This is a genomic window from Klebsiella sp. YJ, from assembly GCF_002108615.1.
Taxonomy (GTDB): Bacteria; Pseudomonadota; Gammaproteobacteria; order Enterobacterales; family Enterobacteriaceae; genus Klebsiella; species Klebsiella planticola.
Genome location: NZ_MTEG01000001.1, coordinates 179,435 through 194,810 on the forward strand (window position 1 = coordinate 179,435; position 15,376 = coordinate 194,810).

Below are 15,376 nucleotides of genomic sequence, written 5' to 3' on the forward strand. Positions count from 1 at the left end.
CATCACCTATTTATAAAACGATATTTCCTTTATAACAAAACGCATGACCAAAAATAAAATCTGGCAGGCAAAAACGTGATTTATCTCCACCAGAAATCAGTCGTTTAATGTGTGATGAACAGGTCTTGCGGGAGATAAAAAATGAGAGTAAAGAAAGTATGAAGGGTTATTTCGCGTATCTGAAGGAGGCCTGATGTCTTATTCTCATCTGCTCGTTGCCGTCGCCCCAACGCCGGAAAGCCGCGTGCTTATCAATAAGGCGGTCTCGATCGCACGCCCGCTGGATGCCAGAGTCAGTCTGATCACGCTGGCCACCGACCCGGAGTTATATAACCAGTTTGCTGCGCCGATGCTGGAAAACCTGCGGGACTTGATGCATGAAGAAACGCGAGATTTTCTCTCCGGACTGGCGAAAGAAGCCGATTACCCTATCGACAACGTGACGATCGCCAGCGGCGAACTTAGCCACCACATCAAGGATTTTTGCCGGCAGCATCGCGTGGATCTGGTGATATGCGGCAATCACAACCACAGCCTGTTTTCGCGCGCCACCTGCTCGGCGAAAAGCATCGTCGGCAGCAGTGGCGTAGACGTTTTACTGGTCTCCCTGGAAAAAGGCTGACGCCTTTGGCGTCAGCCTTTTCCCTCTCACCGCGCTACGCCAGTTTGGGGAAAGTCGAGACTTTGCGTTGCAATCGGCTCTCCTCACTACGCGGTTCTACCTGCTGCAAATCGCTGATAAACCGCTCCTGCCAACGATGAATATCGTTATCCTTGATTACCGCCAGCATCTCCGCATGACGCGCAATGCGCTCCGCCAGCGGCATCGTCAGACCGCGATCCAGCGCCGCGGCCACTTCATCGCGATCGTAGGGATTGACGATCAGCGCGCTGGTCAGCTCATTCGCCGCCCCGGCAAACTGCGACAGGACCAGCACGCCGGGGTTCTGCGGATCCTGGGCAGCAATAAACTCTTTTGCCACCAGATTCATGCCGTCGCGGAGAGGCGTCACTAACCCGACATCGGAATAGCGGAAGATCTTCATCAACAGTTTGCGTTCAAAATGTTGATTCAGGTAGTACAGCGGCGTCCAGCCCAGCTGTCCGTACTGGCCATTGATTCTGCCGCTGGCGGTCTCCAGCTGGTGGCGAATATCCTGATAGGCCTGCACTTCGCCGCGGGAGGTCGGCGCAATCTGCGTATAGCGAATCTTGCCATGATGCTGCGGGTATTTCTCCAGCAGGGCTTCATAGGCGAGAAAGCGCTCCGGCAGGCCTTTAGAGTAATCCAGTCGCTCGACGGAGAAGATATTTTTTACCCCGTTAAGCTCGCTTTTCAGCTGTGCCAGTTTGGGCGGCAGCGGCCCTTTCGCACTTCGTGCAATCTCGTCAGGATCGATGCCTATCGGGTAAACCTCGGTGCGGAAATGTTTGCCCCATGCCTCATGGTGTCGACCCTCTCGCGTCACCACCCGGGTCTGTAGCGAGACGCTATCAAGAAACGCCAGCCTGTCGTTATCGGTCTGGAAGCCAAGCAGATCGTAGTCACAGAGCTGCTCAAGAAGCTCGGCATGCGGAGGCAGCGCGTTAAAAATCTCTGGCGTCGGGAACGGAATGTGCAAAAAGAAGCCGATACGGTTATTGACCCCGAGCTTGCGCAGCTCGCTGGCAAAAGGCAGCAGATGATAATCATGAATCCACAAAATATCATCGGGCTCAATCAGCGGCAGAAGCTTTTTCGCCAGGTTGGCATTGACCCGCAGATAGCCGTCCCATGACGGACGCTGGAAGTCCACCAGATCCAGGCGATAGTGGAATGCGGGCCACAGCACGGCGTTGGAAAACTGGTTGTAGTATTCGTCATGATCCCGTTCATTGAGCGTAAACGAGGCCCAGGTGATATTGCCTCGCGTCACCGTGTTTAGCGGCTTCTGGTCATCCCCAATTTCTCCGCTCCAGCCAAACCATAATCCACCGGCGGCCTTCAGTGCGCCCAAAATGCCCACGGCCAGGCCACCCGCGCTGGCCTTTTTATCATCCGGTGGCGCAATACGATTAGATATTACGACTAAGCGCCCCATAACCCTCCCTCCTGTCATTTTGCGCATCAGGTTGTTGCTTATTATTTGCGATGCTGATTAACCAATGCTGAACGGCCGCGACATCCGGCAGACGCCATTGCGCCTGGGTGTCGCCCTTGCCCACTTTTACCGACATGCCGCCGAGTTGATTCACGACGCTGAACCCGGCTTCGTCCGTCAAATCGTCGCCAACGAATACCGGTTTGCGCCCCTGAAACGGCGCCTCCTGCATAAACGTCGCAATCGCTTCCCCTTTATTAACCCCACGCGGCTTAATCTCCACCACGCACTTACCCAACTGCAATGCGAGGATGGGGTAACGTTTGACAATCCCCTGCGCCAGCGACAGCGCCGCGCTCTGGTACGCCGGCGCCTGGCGATAGTGCAGCGCAAACGCCATGCCTTTGTGTTCCAGTTCACACCCCGGCATCGTCTCCAGCGCCGCTCGTAGCTGCTCATCCAGTTCCCGGAGCAGCGCATCAGGAAGCGTGACGATGTGCGTTTTACCATTGATATCGCGGCGTTCTGCCCCGTGAACACCGGCCAGCGGCAGCCGGTATGGATGGGTAAGCGCATCAAGCTCAACCATTGAGCGCCCTGAAATCAATGCCACCGCCCCACTATGCTGGTGCGCAAGCTGCCGCAGCGCCTGAAGCGCCGGTGTGGGGATAACAACCTGATCGGGATGAGGTTTGATATCGGCAAGCGTGCCGTCGAGGTCAAAGAAAAATGCATGATGTTCGGTTGGCACAGGCGGTACAGATATCTTGTCAGCCACCCTGTTCTCCTCCTTTCATGGCCAGCGCAACGCTGGTTGTTAACGGATTGTTAGCCATGTAAGTATAGACAGTGTGACCGGGATCGCCATTTTTGATAGCTATCGCCAGCGCAGCGGGCGCTGGCGATAATCAGGGATTAGACTAAAAGGTTGGGGGATTATTAAGCAGCCCGTTTTGCTTTTTGTTTATAACGGTCGAAGATAACCGCCGCCAGCAGAATCACCCCGCGCACCACGTACTGAGAGAACGGCGAGATATTGAGCAGGTTCATGGCGTTCTCTACGGTGCCGAGGATCAAGATCCCGGCGACCACATAAGAGATCTTGCCGATCCCGCCTTTCAGCGACACGCCGCCGAGCACGCAGGCTGAAATGACGATCAGCTCATAGCCAATCGAGGTCATCGGCTGGCCGCTGGTCATACGCGAGGCGAGAATGATCCCCGCGGCGGCAGAAACCAGGCCTGAGATCACGAAAATAATGATTTTGGTCCGCACCACCGGCACCCCCGCCAGCCGGGCCGCCTCTTCATTGCCACCGATAGCCAGCGTATTGCGGCCAAAGGTGGTTTTGTTGAGCAGTAAACCAAAAACAATCAGGCAGGCGACGGTCAGCCAGATAGGAGCCGGCAGGCCAAACCAGTTGGCATAACCTAAGGTAAAGAAGCGCTCATCTTCGATGCCGACCGCCTTCCCGTCGGAAATAATATACGCCAGGCCGCGCACAATCTGCATGGTGGCCAGCGTCGTGATCAGGGCGTTAATTTTCAGCCGGGCAATCACGAAGCCGTTAACCAGCCCGCTGATTGCCCCCAGCAGCAGACCGGCGGCAATCCCTATCCACATGCTTTCCGTCAGATTAATCACCACTGCCGTGGTTACGCCAGCGCAGGCGATGACCGATGCCACCGACAGATCAAAATCCCCGGATGCCAGGCAAAACAGCATGCCGCAGGCCACCATACCGGACATTGAAATCGCCAGCCCCAGCCCTTTCATATTGATAAACGAGGCAAAATTGGGCACAAAAATCACGCAGCCGATAAACAACACGGCAAAAACAACCAACATGCCAAACTGATCCCAGATTCGGGCAAAGCTCAACGAAGTCTGGCGGGCATTAGGGGTAGTAACAGAGGACATCATTGACTCCTTACTCAGGCGACCGCCTGGCTCACTTTTGGCATCGCAAGGCTTAACGCCTGCTGTTCATTGGCATCGTCATGCAGCAGTTCGCCCGCCACCTCACCTTCGCGCATCACCACGATACGATCGGCCACGCCGAGCACTTCGGGCAAATCGCTGGAGGCGAAAACGACGGCGACACCGGAGGCCGCCAGGGAATAGATAACGTTATAAATTTCATGCTTCGCGCCCACATCAATGCCGCGGGTCGGCTCATCCAGCAGGATCACTTTCATCTCTTCCGACAGCCAGCGCCCCAGAATCGCCTTCTGCTGGTTGCCGCCGGAGAGATTCATAATCAGCTGTTCGGGCCCCGGGGTTTTAATATTGAGCGACTGAATATGCCGATCGGCGTTGTGCGCTTCCCAGCCGTTGTTAATGATGCAGCCCGCGTGAATATGCCGGCGACGCGCGCTGATATTGATATTGTCGCGTACAGAATGGACCGGAATAATGCCCTCCGCTTTGCGGTCTTCCGGGCACAGCATCATTCCGGCCGCGATGGCCTGTGCCGGTTTGCGAATATCGATCGCCTGCCCGTCGATATACACCTGACCGCCGGTAATACGGGTTCCGCCAAACAACCCTTTCATCAGCTCGCTGCGCCCGGCCCCGACCAGCCCGAACAGGCCGACGATTTCCCCGCTGCGCACCGACAGATCTACCGGCGTGCGGACGCCGGGCGCTTTGACCTGCTGCAGGCGCAGACGCTCTTTGCCATACTCACGCGGTTTCCAGCCGTAAACATCGCCCAGCTCGCGTCCGACCATCGCCTGCACCAGCGCGTCATGACTCACCGCCTGCATATCATCGAAGGTGCGTACGTAGCGGCCATCTTTAAATACGGTGATCGCATCGCTGAGCGCAAAAATCTCCTCCATGCGGTGCGAAACATAAATAATTACCCGCCCTTCCTCGCGCAATTCGCGGATAACGCGAAACAGATGGTCGATCTCGCGCGCCGAAAGAGAACTGGTCGGTTCATCAAAGGCGATAACCTTTGCGTTACGGGTGAGCGCCTTGGCAATCTCTACCATCTGCCACTGGCCGATAGAGAGGTATTTCAACGGCGTTTCCGGGTCGATATCCAGCCCCAGATGTTCCAGCTGCAGCCGCGCTTCGTAGTTGAGCAGCGAGCGGTTCACTAACCCGTACTTATGCGGGATTTGGCCGAGGTAGATATTTTCCGCGACGGTCATTTCCGGAATCAGGTGCAGCTCCTGATAAATAATTGCCACTCCGGCGTTAAGCGCTTCGGTGGTGTGGCTGAATACGCGCGGCTGGCCACCTATCAGCAGGTCGCCGGCGGTGGGGATATAGTTGCCGCTGAGAATCTTCAGCAGCGTCGATTTTCCGGCACCATTTTCCCCCATCAGGGCGTGGATCTGTCCGCTGTAGCAGTCAAAGCTAATATCGGAGAGCGCCTTAACGCCGGGAAAGGTCATGGTAATGCCGCGAAATGAGAGATAAGGGGTAGACTGTTGCATAACAACTCCGCTCTTCTATGCTCAGCCTCCCACAACGTGCGGGAGGCAGGGTCAACCAGGCCTTACAGCCCTTTTTTCGCCAGCTCTTCTTTGAAGTTGTCGCGCGTGATCAGCACCACATCGGTGACCGCCGTGAATTTCGGCGGTTCTGCGCCTTTGGTCACCCAGTTGTAGAGCATCTCGCTGGTTTTATATCCGTGGATATCCGGGCTAGGCAGCAGAGAGCCGTAGAAACCGGTCGCCTGCGCTTTAGAGAGTTCGTTAACCGCATCCACACCATTAATGCCAATGCCAATCACATCTCCGGCTTTAAAGCCCTGACCTTCGGTGGCGCGCACGCCGCCCAGCACGGTATTGTCATTCATCCCCACGATCAGCCAGTGCTTCACCTGAGGATGCTGCACCAGCATCGAGTTACCGGCGTCGAAGGCGCCCGGAATATCGTTGGATTTAGTCGGAACGCGGTAGATCTGTTTGTCCGGGAAACCGGCCGCTTTCAGCGCATCGATGGAACCCGTGGTACGGCGACGGGCGGTATCGAGTTCATCGGCGGTAATCGCCATCACGCCGGTATCCTTCACATCCCAGCCGCGTTTTTGCATCTCTTTGTACAGCTCCTGACCCTGACGGGCGCCAATTTCACTGGCGGCCATCATCACCAGCGGTACGCTCTCCATCGGTTTACCTTTCGCATTAACGAACTGGTCATCGACGGTGATGACTTTCATATCGTATCCGCGCGCTTTGGCGACAATCGCCGAGCCGAGTTTCGGGTCAGGTGTGCAGATAACGAAGCCTTTTGCCCCGCTGGCCGCCAGGCTGTCGATGGCATTCAGGGTTTTCTCACCATCCGGGACCGCAATTTTAATCACCTCAAAGCCCAAATCTTTGCCGGCCTTATCGGCAAATTTCCACTCGGTTTGAAACCAGGGTTCTTCCGGTTGTTTCACCAGAAATCCGAGTTTAAGCGTTTCAGCCATAGCTGATTGTGACATAACCGCAGCGAGACCGATCGCCGCCAGCGCTTTAGTAAATTTGTGCATGGTAAACTCCAGCTTTATTTCGCTTTTCTGTAGGGAAGTATCGGACTTAATTTTTTTATCGGACGTAAAACAAGGCATTAGAAAAATTGCACACCGCACTGCCGTTGTTCATTAAGTAATAACCGGAAATCAATTCTCCATACGAGAGCATTATCACATCGCGGAATTACAGTAATTGCGTGCATAGATTTAGCGAAAAATGACATAAAAAAAGAGCCAATTGTCAGACAATTAGCTCTGCATATAGCAATATTATCCATATCATCAGCAGACTTATCCTTGTGGCTACAGCCGTCCCCCTTTCAAGGGATTTGCCGAAAGCGCTGCGCCCCCCTTCTTCAGCCGTTTCCCTTAGCGATTCGACTTCTCACAAGATGAAATATCGCTCAGGGGAATTTTATTACCGTTAATAACAGAATATACCTCCCCTCCCCATTTATCTGCTCCTGTAAAAATGACGTCACTGCCCTTTCCCGTGATTTCTTTTTTACCGAATGGTTGATGCGACATGACCGAATTATGAATCCAGGATTAAATTCATATTTAATTAATATGTCGTAGACATCATCCATATCACAAAAAATGCCGGCAAAATAAATTCAATAAAATCATAATTATATAGGCATTTAAATCAAAGAACAGACAAAGACAACACACTTTATAAGGATGTTGTAACGAAACGTAAACAGACGCACTTGAGAGTTTTCTTAGTCTACTATTAAGGGTATTCTATATATATCGGCAGGCGCTAATTAATTACCGATACACATAGGGAAAGTGCAAATTCATTATTTTGCCGACAATGTTACGCGTAAAGAGTCTCGCATTTTATCGTTCACCGGCGAAGATTCCCGACGCGTGAATGATATCTCCAGCTTAATAAGGATATTTTTATGGTCGTTCCAGGAATGGCTCAAAAACTCAATAATCAGATGAACCTTGAGTTTCATGCCTCAAATTTATATCTGCATCTCAGCGAATGGTGCGAACAGCACCGTCTGAACGGCACCGCCATCTTTTTGCGCTCCCGGGCACAATCGCACGTGACGCAGATGATGCGCGTATTCGATTTTATGAAGACCGGCGGAAACTGGCCGATCGTCAAAAACGAAGGCAGTTACCACCATAACTGTCACTCCCTCGAAGATCTGTTTACCACCACTCTGGCCGATTATGAACAGCGTAGCAGCATGCTGTCCGGGCTGACCGAAGAAGCTAAAGCGCAATGTGACGACACCACCTGGCGCTTCCTGACGCTGCTAGAGAAAGAGCAGCAGCAGGACGGCGTACTGCTGCAAAGCGTGCTTGAAGAGGTCCGTAATGCGGATAAAGCCGGCCTGGGTATGCTGCAGACCGATCGCCGCCTGCTCAGTCTGGTGACACGTCGCCAGGATTAAGGCCGCAGCGGCGGGCACCACATCCGCCGTTCCCTCCGTGAGGCTCAATCCTGAGGGAACGGCTTCAGCGCCGCATGATAGTGCTCACCCTGACTGGCGTAACCGCGCAGCGATGGCAATTAACCCCGCGCGGAGATGTCCTGCAAACGCTTCTGGCCACAGATCCGCATCGCGGATAAACGACACAAGGTCATCAATCCCCCGCTTCACGCCCCCGACCATCGTGAATAACGTTCCAGCGTTCGCTATTTCTAAACATCATTTCCAGCGCTCAGGCGCCGTTCTTATTCCTGAAAAGCATTAAAAACTTTTAAGCCGATCGCATTCCTACCCCAGGAAAGCGCGCAGCGGATGATTAGTGACGACGATCACTTTTCGTCATCGACTTTAAGAATATAAAAACAGCGTTTCAAAAATTTAAAACACGAGGTTTATATTAATGGCAGGATACGCGGCTTCAACCTCACAAGGGTTGCAGGGAAGACCGATTTTGTTACGCCATCAGCTCGCCTACGGCGGCGGTAATTTGCTGGGGAGCGGCGCGCTGGCGATCAGCGGCGCCTGGTTACTTTATTTTTACACCACCTTCTGCGGACTGACGCTGATTGAAGCGTCGTTTATTTTTTCCGTCGCCAGCATCATCGATGCGATCAGCAACCCGTTAATGGGTTACCTGACCGATAACTTCGGTAAAACGCGGCTCGGCAAACGCTTCGGACGCCGACGTTTCTTTTTATTGATCGGCATACCGCTGATGATGTTTTACCCGCTGCTGTGGGTTGAGGGGCTTGGTTTCTGGTACTACCTCTGCACCTACGTCGTCTTTGAGATTATTTATACCTCAGTCATGGTGCCTTATGAAACCTTAGCCACTGAAATGACCGACGACTTCTCATTACGCTCTAAACTGACCGGCTATAAAGCCATTTTCGGCAAGCTCGCCAACTTCCTCGCGGCATTCATCCCTGGTCAGTTTATCCTGTTGTACGGCAAAGACTCCGCCACACCGTTCTTCCTGACCGGGCTGACCTACGGCGCTATTCTGATTATCGCCATCTCCTGCCTGTGGTTTTGCAGCTGGGAGCGTCCGCGTGAAGAAGAAGTTCGCGTGAGCGAGAAAAAAGGCCTGTTCTCGACCCTGCTGATGCTGGCGAAGGATATGCGTTCGACCTTCTATCTACGCGTGTTCCGCAAACATCTTGGGATGTATCTCTGCGGTTTCGGCGCAGAATGGCTGTTTGCCTCGATCTTTACCTACTTCGTTATCTTTGTCCTGCAGCACGATCCGGCGATGGTTGCCGGGCTGAACAGCCTGAACTCGATTCTGCAGCTGCTCTCTACGGCGCTGTTTATCGGCCTGTGCGTGAAAAAGGGGTTCAGCAAGCCCTATATTCTGGCGCTGAGCATCGTGATTTTCTCCGTGTTGCTGTACACCTCGCTGTGGTTTTTCCATCTACCTGCCCATCTGGCAACCATCCTGATGTTTGGGATCACGGTGCTGTTTGGCCTGGGTACCGGCGGCGTGTACTACATTCCATGGACCGTTTACACCTTCCTCGCCGATGTTGATGAGATCTATACCGGCCGCCGCCGCGAAGGGATTTACGCGGGTGCCATGACCTTCTCCGGAAAAATCCTGCGTTCGATTATTGTCTTCACGATGGGAGCCATTCTCAGCTTCTACGGGTTCCAGTCTAAAGCGCATACGCAACCAGAAAGCGCCGTGACCGCCATTGCGGTGGTGTTCTGTAGCGGCGTGATCCTGCTGGCGCTGGCGGCCATTGTCTTCAGCAAGCAGATGAAACTGGATCGCAAAGCGCACCTGGTCGTACTGCAGGAAGTGGCGCGGATTAAAGCCGGCGGTAAGGTTAGCGATATTCCGCCCGATGTGCGCATCATTGTGGAGGATTTAGTCGGCCACCGTTATGAAGAGTGCTGGGGCAACAGTAAGCTCTTTAAGGATCAGCAGCCGGCGCCGGCAAGGACCGCTATCTCTCATTAACGTCTGGTTCTCGCCCCGCCATCGACAACGATAGCGGGGCGAAACAACTTAGTGTGCTTCACCCTGCGGCGTAAACTTAAGCTCAATCAGCGCAATCGCTTTTTGAACCGCGCGCAGCGTCACCGGATCGGCCGAAGCCGGATGGCTGGCAAAATCGATGGCTTTCAGTTGGGTGGTCATTTTTTCGCGCACTTCAACAGGGGCGATGACATCAATGACGTCGAGAATCTGTTTGATAACCAACTGGCAGGCGACAACGTCAGAAACCAGTTCGTCTTGTTCGGTGAGATGTTGAGACATTTATTACTCCTTTTTCGAGGAGCGTAATAGTAACCTAAATCCCGAGAGATAAAAAAACCTGCCGCAGCAGGTTTTTTTATCAGAACATACCGGCAGGCGGTACATCTTTGAATGTTTTGCAGTACTGCTCGAACATGCTCTTCAGAATTTTGCGCAGTTTCATGAAGCGACTCCGGTTTTGTTATGCAGGTGTTACTGCTGATGGGCTTATAATATGACTTGCATCACATAAATCAATAAAAATATGCGGCAACTCACAATTTTTTCACAAAAATAATTTATAAATTAAACAAAAATGAGGGAAATCGCAGAGTTAAGAGCCTGCCGGTTTTTCCTGCGATCATAACCTCACCAGCCGATGGCAGACACAATGAGTACAGATATCTCTTCACGAGAAGGCCGCGCCTTCTCCGCTCCCGCGCTGCTGGTTGCCGGGGCATTTTTCATGGAGTTTCTTGACGGGACGGTAATCGCTACCGCGCTGCCGGACATGGCAAAGGATTTTGGCATTGCGGCGGTTGACCTGAATATCGGTATCAGCGCCTACCTGATTACGCTGGCGGTATTGATCCCGGCCAGCGGCTGGATTGCCGATCGCTTCGGCGCGCGTCAGATCTTCACGCTGGCGTTGGCCATTTTTACGCTGGCCTCAGTTTTTTGCGGCTTTGCCAGCAACGTGGACACCTTTGTCGCTATGCGTATCCTTCAGGGAATGGGTGGCGCGCTGATGGTGCCCGTCGGCCGTCTGGCGGTGCTGCGGACCACGCCAAAAGATCAGCTCATCAAAGCCATTGCCACATTGACATGGCCGGCGCTGGTGGCGCCGATCATCGGTCCACCGCTGGGTGGCTTTATTACCCGCTATGCCAGCTGGCACTGGATATTCTTTATTAATGTTCCTCTGGGATTGATAGCCATTGCGCTGTCGCTGCGTATTATTCCCGCTATCCGCGAAGAGGAGCGACGTCCCTTTGACCTTCCCGGCTTCTTTGCGACATCGGTTGCCATGGTGAGCCTGGTGAGCGCCATGGAGTTGCTTGGCGATACCCGGCCGCAAGGCTGGGCAACCCTGCTCCTGCTGGGGCTCGGTACAGGATGCATGCTGTTCGCTCTGCGCCATTTCCGCCGGGCAGAGTGGCCGATGGTGCGTCTGGATGCGCTACAGGTGCCCACCTTTCGGGTTACGATGTACGGAGGGTCGCTTTTCCGCGCTTCCATCAGCGCCGTTCCCTTTCTGTTGCCGCTGCTGTTTCAGGTCGGCTTTGGTATGGATCCTTTCCATTCCGGGCTGCTGGTGCTGGCGGTGTTTGTCGGCAACTTCACCATTAAACCCGCGACCACCCCGCTCATTCGTTGGCTCGGCTTCCGTCGGCTACTGTTGATAAACGGGGCGCTAAACGTCATCTCACTGCTCGCCTGTGCTTTTTTAACGCCACAGACTCCGATCTGGCTCATTTGCATGATCCTGTACCTCGGCGGCGTATTCCGCTCGATTCAGTTTACCGGCGTGAGCACGCTTGCTTTTGCCGATGTTCCGCCCGCGCAGATGAGCTACGCCAATACGTTGTTCAGTACCGCGTCGCAGCTGGCCGTGGGTCTGGGGATCACGCTCGGCGCGATCGGCATTCGCATGGGTGAAAAAGCCAGTGAGTGGTTAAGCCTGACGGCAGTGCCGGGAATCAGCTTCCGGCTCTCCTTCGTCTTTATTGCCTTCATTTGTCTGGTGGGAATGGTGGATAGTTTGCGGTTGAGTAAAGATGCCGGCAGCAGCGTCTCGGAGAGAAAAAAATAAAAGTAAAAAGGCCAGCGGAAGCTGGCCTTATTGGAAAAAAAACCGAGGGCTTAGCCGACTATCTGGCGGACAAAAGCTTCGATCTCTTTATCCTGGCAGTTCTCGAAGAAGCACTGCTGGAAACGCGGGCCGGAGACAGCCGTTTTGACCAGTTCCGGATCGATAGCGCGCAGAGTATCCAGATAGTTATCTTTCACCACGGCAGCTTTCACCGTATTCAGGATCCCGGCATTACGCACCTGCGGCTCCTTGCGCTCCGGCGGGTAACCTTCGCCATTGCGACCGGTGAAGGCTTTTTCAAAAATAAAGCGCACGTTCAGCTCGGCGCCCCAGCCAAAACCTTTGGCAAAAGGCAGGGACAGCGCGTTACCGTTATTAATCTGCGCAAACAGGAAGGCATCAGCCGGATCAATACAGTAGCCGCACACCACGCCAGGGTGGATGTTCAGCGACATCAGCGCTCCCTGCCCGGTACCACAGCCGGTTACCACGAAATCAACCGCTTTCGAATTCAACAGAATGCTGGCCATAATGCCCAGATGAATATAGGTCAGATGATGATCGTGCTCATCGCTCATCCCGACGTTGTATACCGGGAACCCTTTTTCATCGGCAACGGCGTTTAGCTCGTTGAGGATGATGGCGTTTTTGCTGGCCTGGCTGTTTTCCATCATCAGTGCAATTTTCATGCTTTACTCTCCTGAATGCTGCGCGGGCGCTCCCGCGATAGTTCGTTAGCGTTATGATGGACTCTACTACTTAACAAACACACTTTCAAATTTTATGAAAAGTTGTTTTATAAATTACGTAGCGCTTCACATTTTTCGCCTTTGGCCTGCCGCCTCCCGGTGCCAGCCGCCACAGGTAGCGACGAAGTCCGCTGCCTGGCAGCCCATCTTCCAGCCAACGCCAGACACCTTATTTCTGTTTTATATTTTGATAGTACGAACTGGCTAAAATATTAAACAGAAACCATTCTCATTACATATTAAATTGCCAATGCGTTTTATTCCCATTTTCATTTTTAATAAATAAGTTTTTAAATTTACTTTTTGCAAATAAATTAATAACAAATTATAGTGGCGACACCATTATGTTAAGTCTTTATTTTCGGAGCACACGCGATGCTGAAAACAGAAATGATCGATAAACTGAATGAGCAGATGAATCTTGAGCTTTATTCTTCTCTGCTTTATCAGCAAATGAGCGCATGGTGCAGCTACCACAGCTTTGAAGGCGCCGCCGCATTCCTCCGCCGTCATGCGCAGGAAGAGATGACCCATATGCAGCGCCTGTTTGATTATTTGACCGATACCGGCAGCCTGCCTTGCATCAACGCCATCTCCTCGCCGTTTGCCGAGTATGCATCGCTGGATGAGCTATTCCGCGTCACCTACGAACACGAACAGCTGATTACCCAGAAAATTAATGAGCTGGCCCACGCCGCCATGACCAATCAGGATTATCCGACGTTTAATTTCCTGCAGTGGTATGTGGCTGAACAGCATGAAGAAGAGAAATTATTTAAATCTGTTATTGATAAGCTGACCCTCGCCGGTAAAAGCGGCGAAGGCCTGTACTTTATTGATAAAGAGCTGGCGACGCTCGACACGCAGAATTAATTATCCCGGTGGCGAAGTTTCGGCTTCGCCACGAAATTAATGCTGGCAGATTTTACTCTCACGCGTATTAAACCCCGCCTCTACGGCAACAAACTTCCCCTTTTTCTGTAGAAACGCCACCAGCTCCGCCGCGCTTAAATTTTCTGCCGAGCAGGTATGAAAACGTGCATCTGCGCCGAAGCGCGCGATGATTGCCGCTTCAAGACTGGCCGTCGAGTAAGGTTCGCCCGAGGCGATCATCATCTGCAGCACTTCATGACCATGAATCGATTGCATAGCTCCTCCTGTAAAACGCCCAGAATAGCCCGGCGGACAACAGCAAGCTTTGCGCCAACGCAGCCTTCAGGCGACCTTCGCGGAGTGTAAATATTTAATTACAACCACTGTAACCCTCATTTGACGAAAATGATAATTTCACATACTCTGCGCGACATATTTTATTGTTAATTCCTTCATGGATAGAGAGAAACGTGAAGAACCGCACTCTGGGTAGTATTTTAATCGTGGCCGGAACCACAATCGGCGCAGGGATGTTGGCAATGCCGCTGGCTTCCGCGGGCGTGGGTTTCGGCGTCACCTTCTGCTTACTGATCGCGCTGTGGGCGCTGATGTGCTACACCGCGTTATTACTGCTGGAGGTCTATCAGCACGTGCCCGCCGATATGGGACTCGGTTCGCTGGCGGCACGTTATCTCGGACGCTACGGGCAGTGGGTGACCGGCTTGTGCATGTTATTCCTGATGTATGCGCTGACCGCGGCCTACATCAGCGGCGCGGGCGAACTGCTGGCCTCTAGCCTCAATCAGTGGCTGGACTGGTCGCTTCCTCCTGCGGGCGGCGTGTTGCTGTTTACCGCCATTGGCGGCGCGGTAGTCTGCCTCGGCACATCGCTGGTTGATCTGTTTAACCGCTTCCTGTTTAGCGCCAAAATCATTTTTCTCGCCATTATGCTGGTGCTGCTGTTGCCACATATTCACCGGATCAATCTGCTGACGCTCCCGCTCCAGCAGGGCCTGGCGCTGTCGGCGATCCCGGTGATTTTTACCTCTTTCGGTTTCCACGGCAGCGTGCCGAGCATCGTCAGCTATCTCAACGGCGATATTCGTAAGCTGCGCCGGGTCTTTATCATCGGTAGCTTTATCCCGCTGGTGGCCTATATTTTCTGGCAGCTGGCGACGCTCGGCAGTATTGACTCACCGGCATTTACCGCGCTGCTGGCGAAAAATGCCGGCCTGAACGGGCTACTGGAAGCACTGCGCGAAGTCGTGGCGTCGCCGCACGTTGAACTGGCCGTGCATCTGTTCGCCGACCTCGCGCTGGCCACCTCGTTCCTTGGCGTGGCGCTTGGGCTGTTTGATTATCTGGCCGATCTGTTCCAGCGCAAAAACAGCCCCGGCGGTCGTCTGCAAAGCGGAGCAATCACCTTCCTCCCGCCGCTGGCGTTTGCCCTGTTTTATCCGCGCGGCTTCGTGATGGCGCTGGGCTATGCCGGTGTCGCGCTGGCGGTGCTGGCGCTCATGCTGCCCTCGCTGCTGGTGATGAAGAGTCGGAAACAGCACCCTGACGCTCCCTGGCGGGTCGCAGGGGGAACACCGGCGCTGTGGCTGGTGCTGCTATGCGGTATCGCGATTGTCGCTATTCAGTTTTGCATCGTCGCGGGTCTGCTCCCGGCGGTAGGATAAAAAAAGGG

At 53.5% G+C, this 15,376-nt stretch carries 15 protein-coding genes; 6 read left to right on the plus strand and 9 right to left on the minus strand.

The annotated features are described in order from the left end of the window. Positions 1-193 precede the first annotated feature (193 nt). Positions 194-622, plus strand: coding sequence for a universal stress protein UspC (uspC, locus tag BV390_RS00835; protein WP_032699333.1), 429 nt, complete (start codon positions 194-196; stop codon positions 620-622). Positions 623-656: 34 nt separating this feature from the next. Here uspC and otsA read toward each other — a convergent pair whose 3' ends face one another. The 5 genes from otsA to BV390_RS00860 form a co-directional block, all read right to left on the minus strand. Further along, a complete protein-coding gene (gene otsA, locus BV390_RS00840; RefSeq protein ID WP_032686906.1) occupies positions 657-2,081 on the minus strand; it encodes an alpha,alpha-trehalose-phosphate synthase in 1,425 nt (474 codons plus the stop codon). Next, on the minus strand, positions 2,056-2,859 hold the full coding sequence (otsB, locus tag BV390_RS00845) for a trehalose-phosphatase (protein WP_032686905.1): 804 nt from the start codon (positions 2,857-2,859) through the stop codon (positions 2,056-2,058). Before otsB ends, otsA begins: the two co-directional genes overlap by 26 nt. Before the next feature lie 161 nt (positions 2,860-3,020). Next, on the minus strand, positions 3,021-4,001 hold the full coding sequence (araH, locus tag BV390_RS00850; RefSeq protein WP_032686903.1) for an L-arabinose ABC transporter permease AraH: 981 nt from the start codon (positions 3,999-4,001) through the stop codon (positions 3,021-3,023). 14 nt (positions 4,002-4,015) lie between these two features. After that, positions 4,016-5,530: an L-arabinose ABC transporter ATP-binding protein AraG gene (gene araG / locus BV390_RS00855; protein ID WP_085396365.1), complete on the minus strand. Its 1,515-nt coding sequence runs from the start codon at positions 5,528-5,530 to the stop codon at positions 4,016-4,018. 62 nt (positions 5,531-5,592) lie between these two features. Beyond that, positions 5,593-6,573 (minus strand): arabinose ABC transporter substrate-binding protein, encoded by a 981-nt coding sequence (locus BV390_RS00860; protein ID WP_032686901.1) that lies wholly within the window; start codon positions 6,571-6,573, stop codon positions 5,593-5,595. Between the two features lie 893 nt (positions 6,574-7,466). Here BV390_RS00860 and BV390_RS00870 point away from each other — a divergent pair. Beyond that, positions 7,467-7,970, plus strand: a complete 504-nt coding sequence (locus BV390_RS00870) for a non-heme ferritin-like protein (protein WP_032686900.1) — start codon at positions 7,467-7,469, stop codon at positions 7,968-7,970. Between the two features lie 490 nt (positions 7,971-8,460). After that, positions 8,461-9,972, plus strand: a complete 1,512-nt coding sequence (locus BV390_RS00875) for an MFS transporter (RefSeq protein ID WP_032686899.1) — start codon at positions 8,461-8,463, stop codon at positions 9,970-9,972. A 48-nt stretch (positions 9,973-10,020) separates the two neighbouring features. On the opposite strand, the gene BV390_RS00880 is transcribed toward BV390_RS00875, so the two are convergent. Together BV390_RS00880 and azuC are read right to left on the minus strand one after the other, a co-directional pair. Then, entirely contained in the window at positions 10,021-10,272 is a 252-nt protein-coding gene (locus tag BV390_RS00880) for a DUF2766 family protein (RefSeq protein WP_004864113.1), read from the minus strand. Positions 10,273-10,351: 79 nt separating this feature from the next. Next, positions 10,352-10,435, minus strand: coding sequence for a stress response protein AzuC (azuC, locus tag BV390_RS30485; RefSeq protein ID WP_015583995.1), 84 nt, complete (start codon positions 10,433-10,435; stop codon positions 10,352-10,354). A gap of 207 nt (positions 10,436-10,642) precedes the next feature. On the opposite strand from azuC, the gene BV390_RS00885 reads away from it, so the two are divergent. Next, the gene (locus BV390_RS00885; RefSeq protein WP_032686898.1) at positions 10,643-12,064 is read left to right on the plus strand and encodes an MFS transporter; all 1,422 of its coding nucleotides are present in this window, start codon (positions 10,643-10,645) and stop codon (positions 12,062-12,064) included. A 50-nt stretch (positions 12,065-12,114) separates the two neighbouring features. Here the strand turns inward: BV390_RS00885 and BV390_RS00890 are convergent, their stop codons facing one another. Continuing rightward, positions 12,115-12,753, minus strand: a complete 639-nt coding sequence (locus tag BV390_RS00890) for an RpiB/LacA/LacB family sugar-phosphate isomerase (protein ID WP_004864120.1) — start codon at positions 12,751-12,753, stop codon at positions 12,115-12,117. Between the two features lie 435 nt (positions 12,754-13,188). Between BV390_RS00890 and ftnA the strand changes: the two genes are divergently transcribed. Then, positions 13,189-13,686, plus strand: coding sequence for a non-heme ferritin (gene ftnA / locus BV390_RS00895; RefSeq protein ID WP_004864122.1), 498 nt, complete (start codon positions 13,189-13,191; stop codon positions 13,684-13,686). Positions 13,687-13,722: 36 nt separating this feature from the next. Here the strand turns inward: ftnA and BV390_RS00900 are convergent, their stop codons facing one another. Continuing rightward, positions 13,723-13,962: a YecH family metal-binding protein gene (locus BV390_RS00900; RefSeq protein WP_032686897.1), complete on the minus strand. Its 240-nt coding sequence runs from the start codon at positions 13,960-13,962 to the stop codon at positions 13,723-13,725. 194 nt (positions 13,963-14,156) lie between these two features. On the opposite strand from BV390_RS00900, the gene tyrP reads away from it, so the two are divergent. Then, positions 14,157-15,368, plus strand: a complete 1,212-nt coding sequence (gene tyrP, locus BV390_RS00905) for a tyrosine transporter TyrP (protein WP_064384320.1) — start codon at positions 14,157-14,159, stop codon at positions 15,366-15,368. Positions 15,369-15,376: the final 8 nt, after the last annotated feature.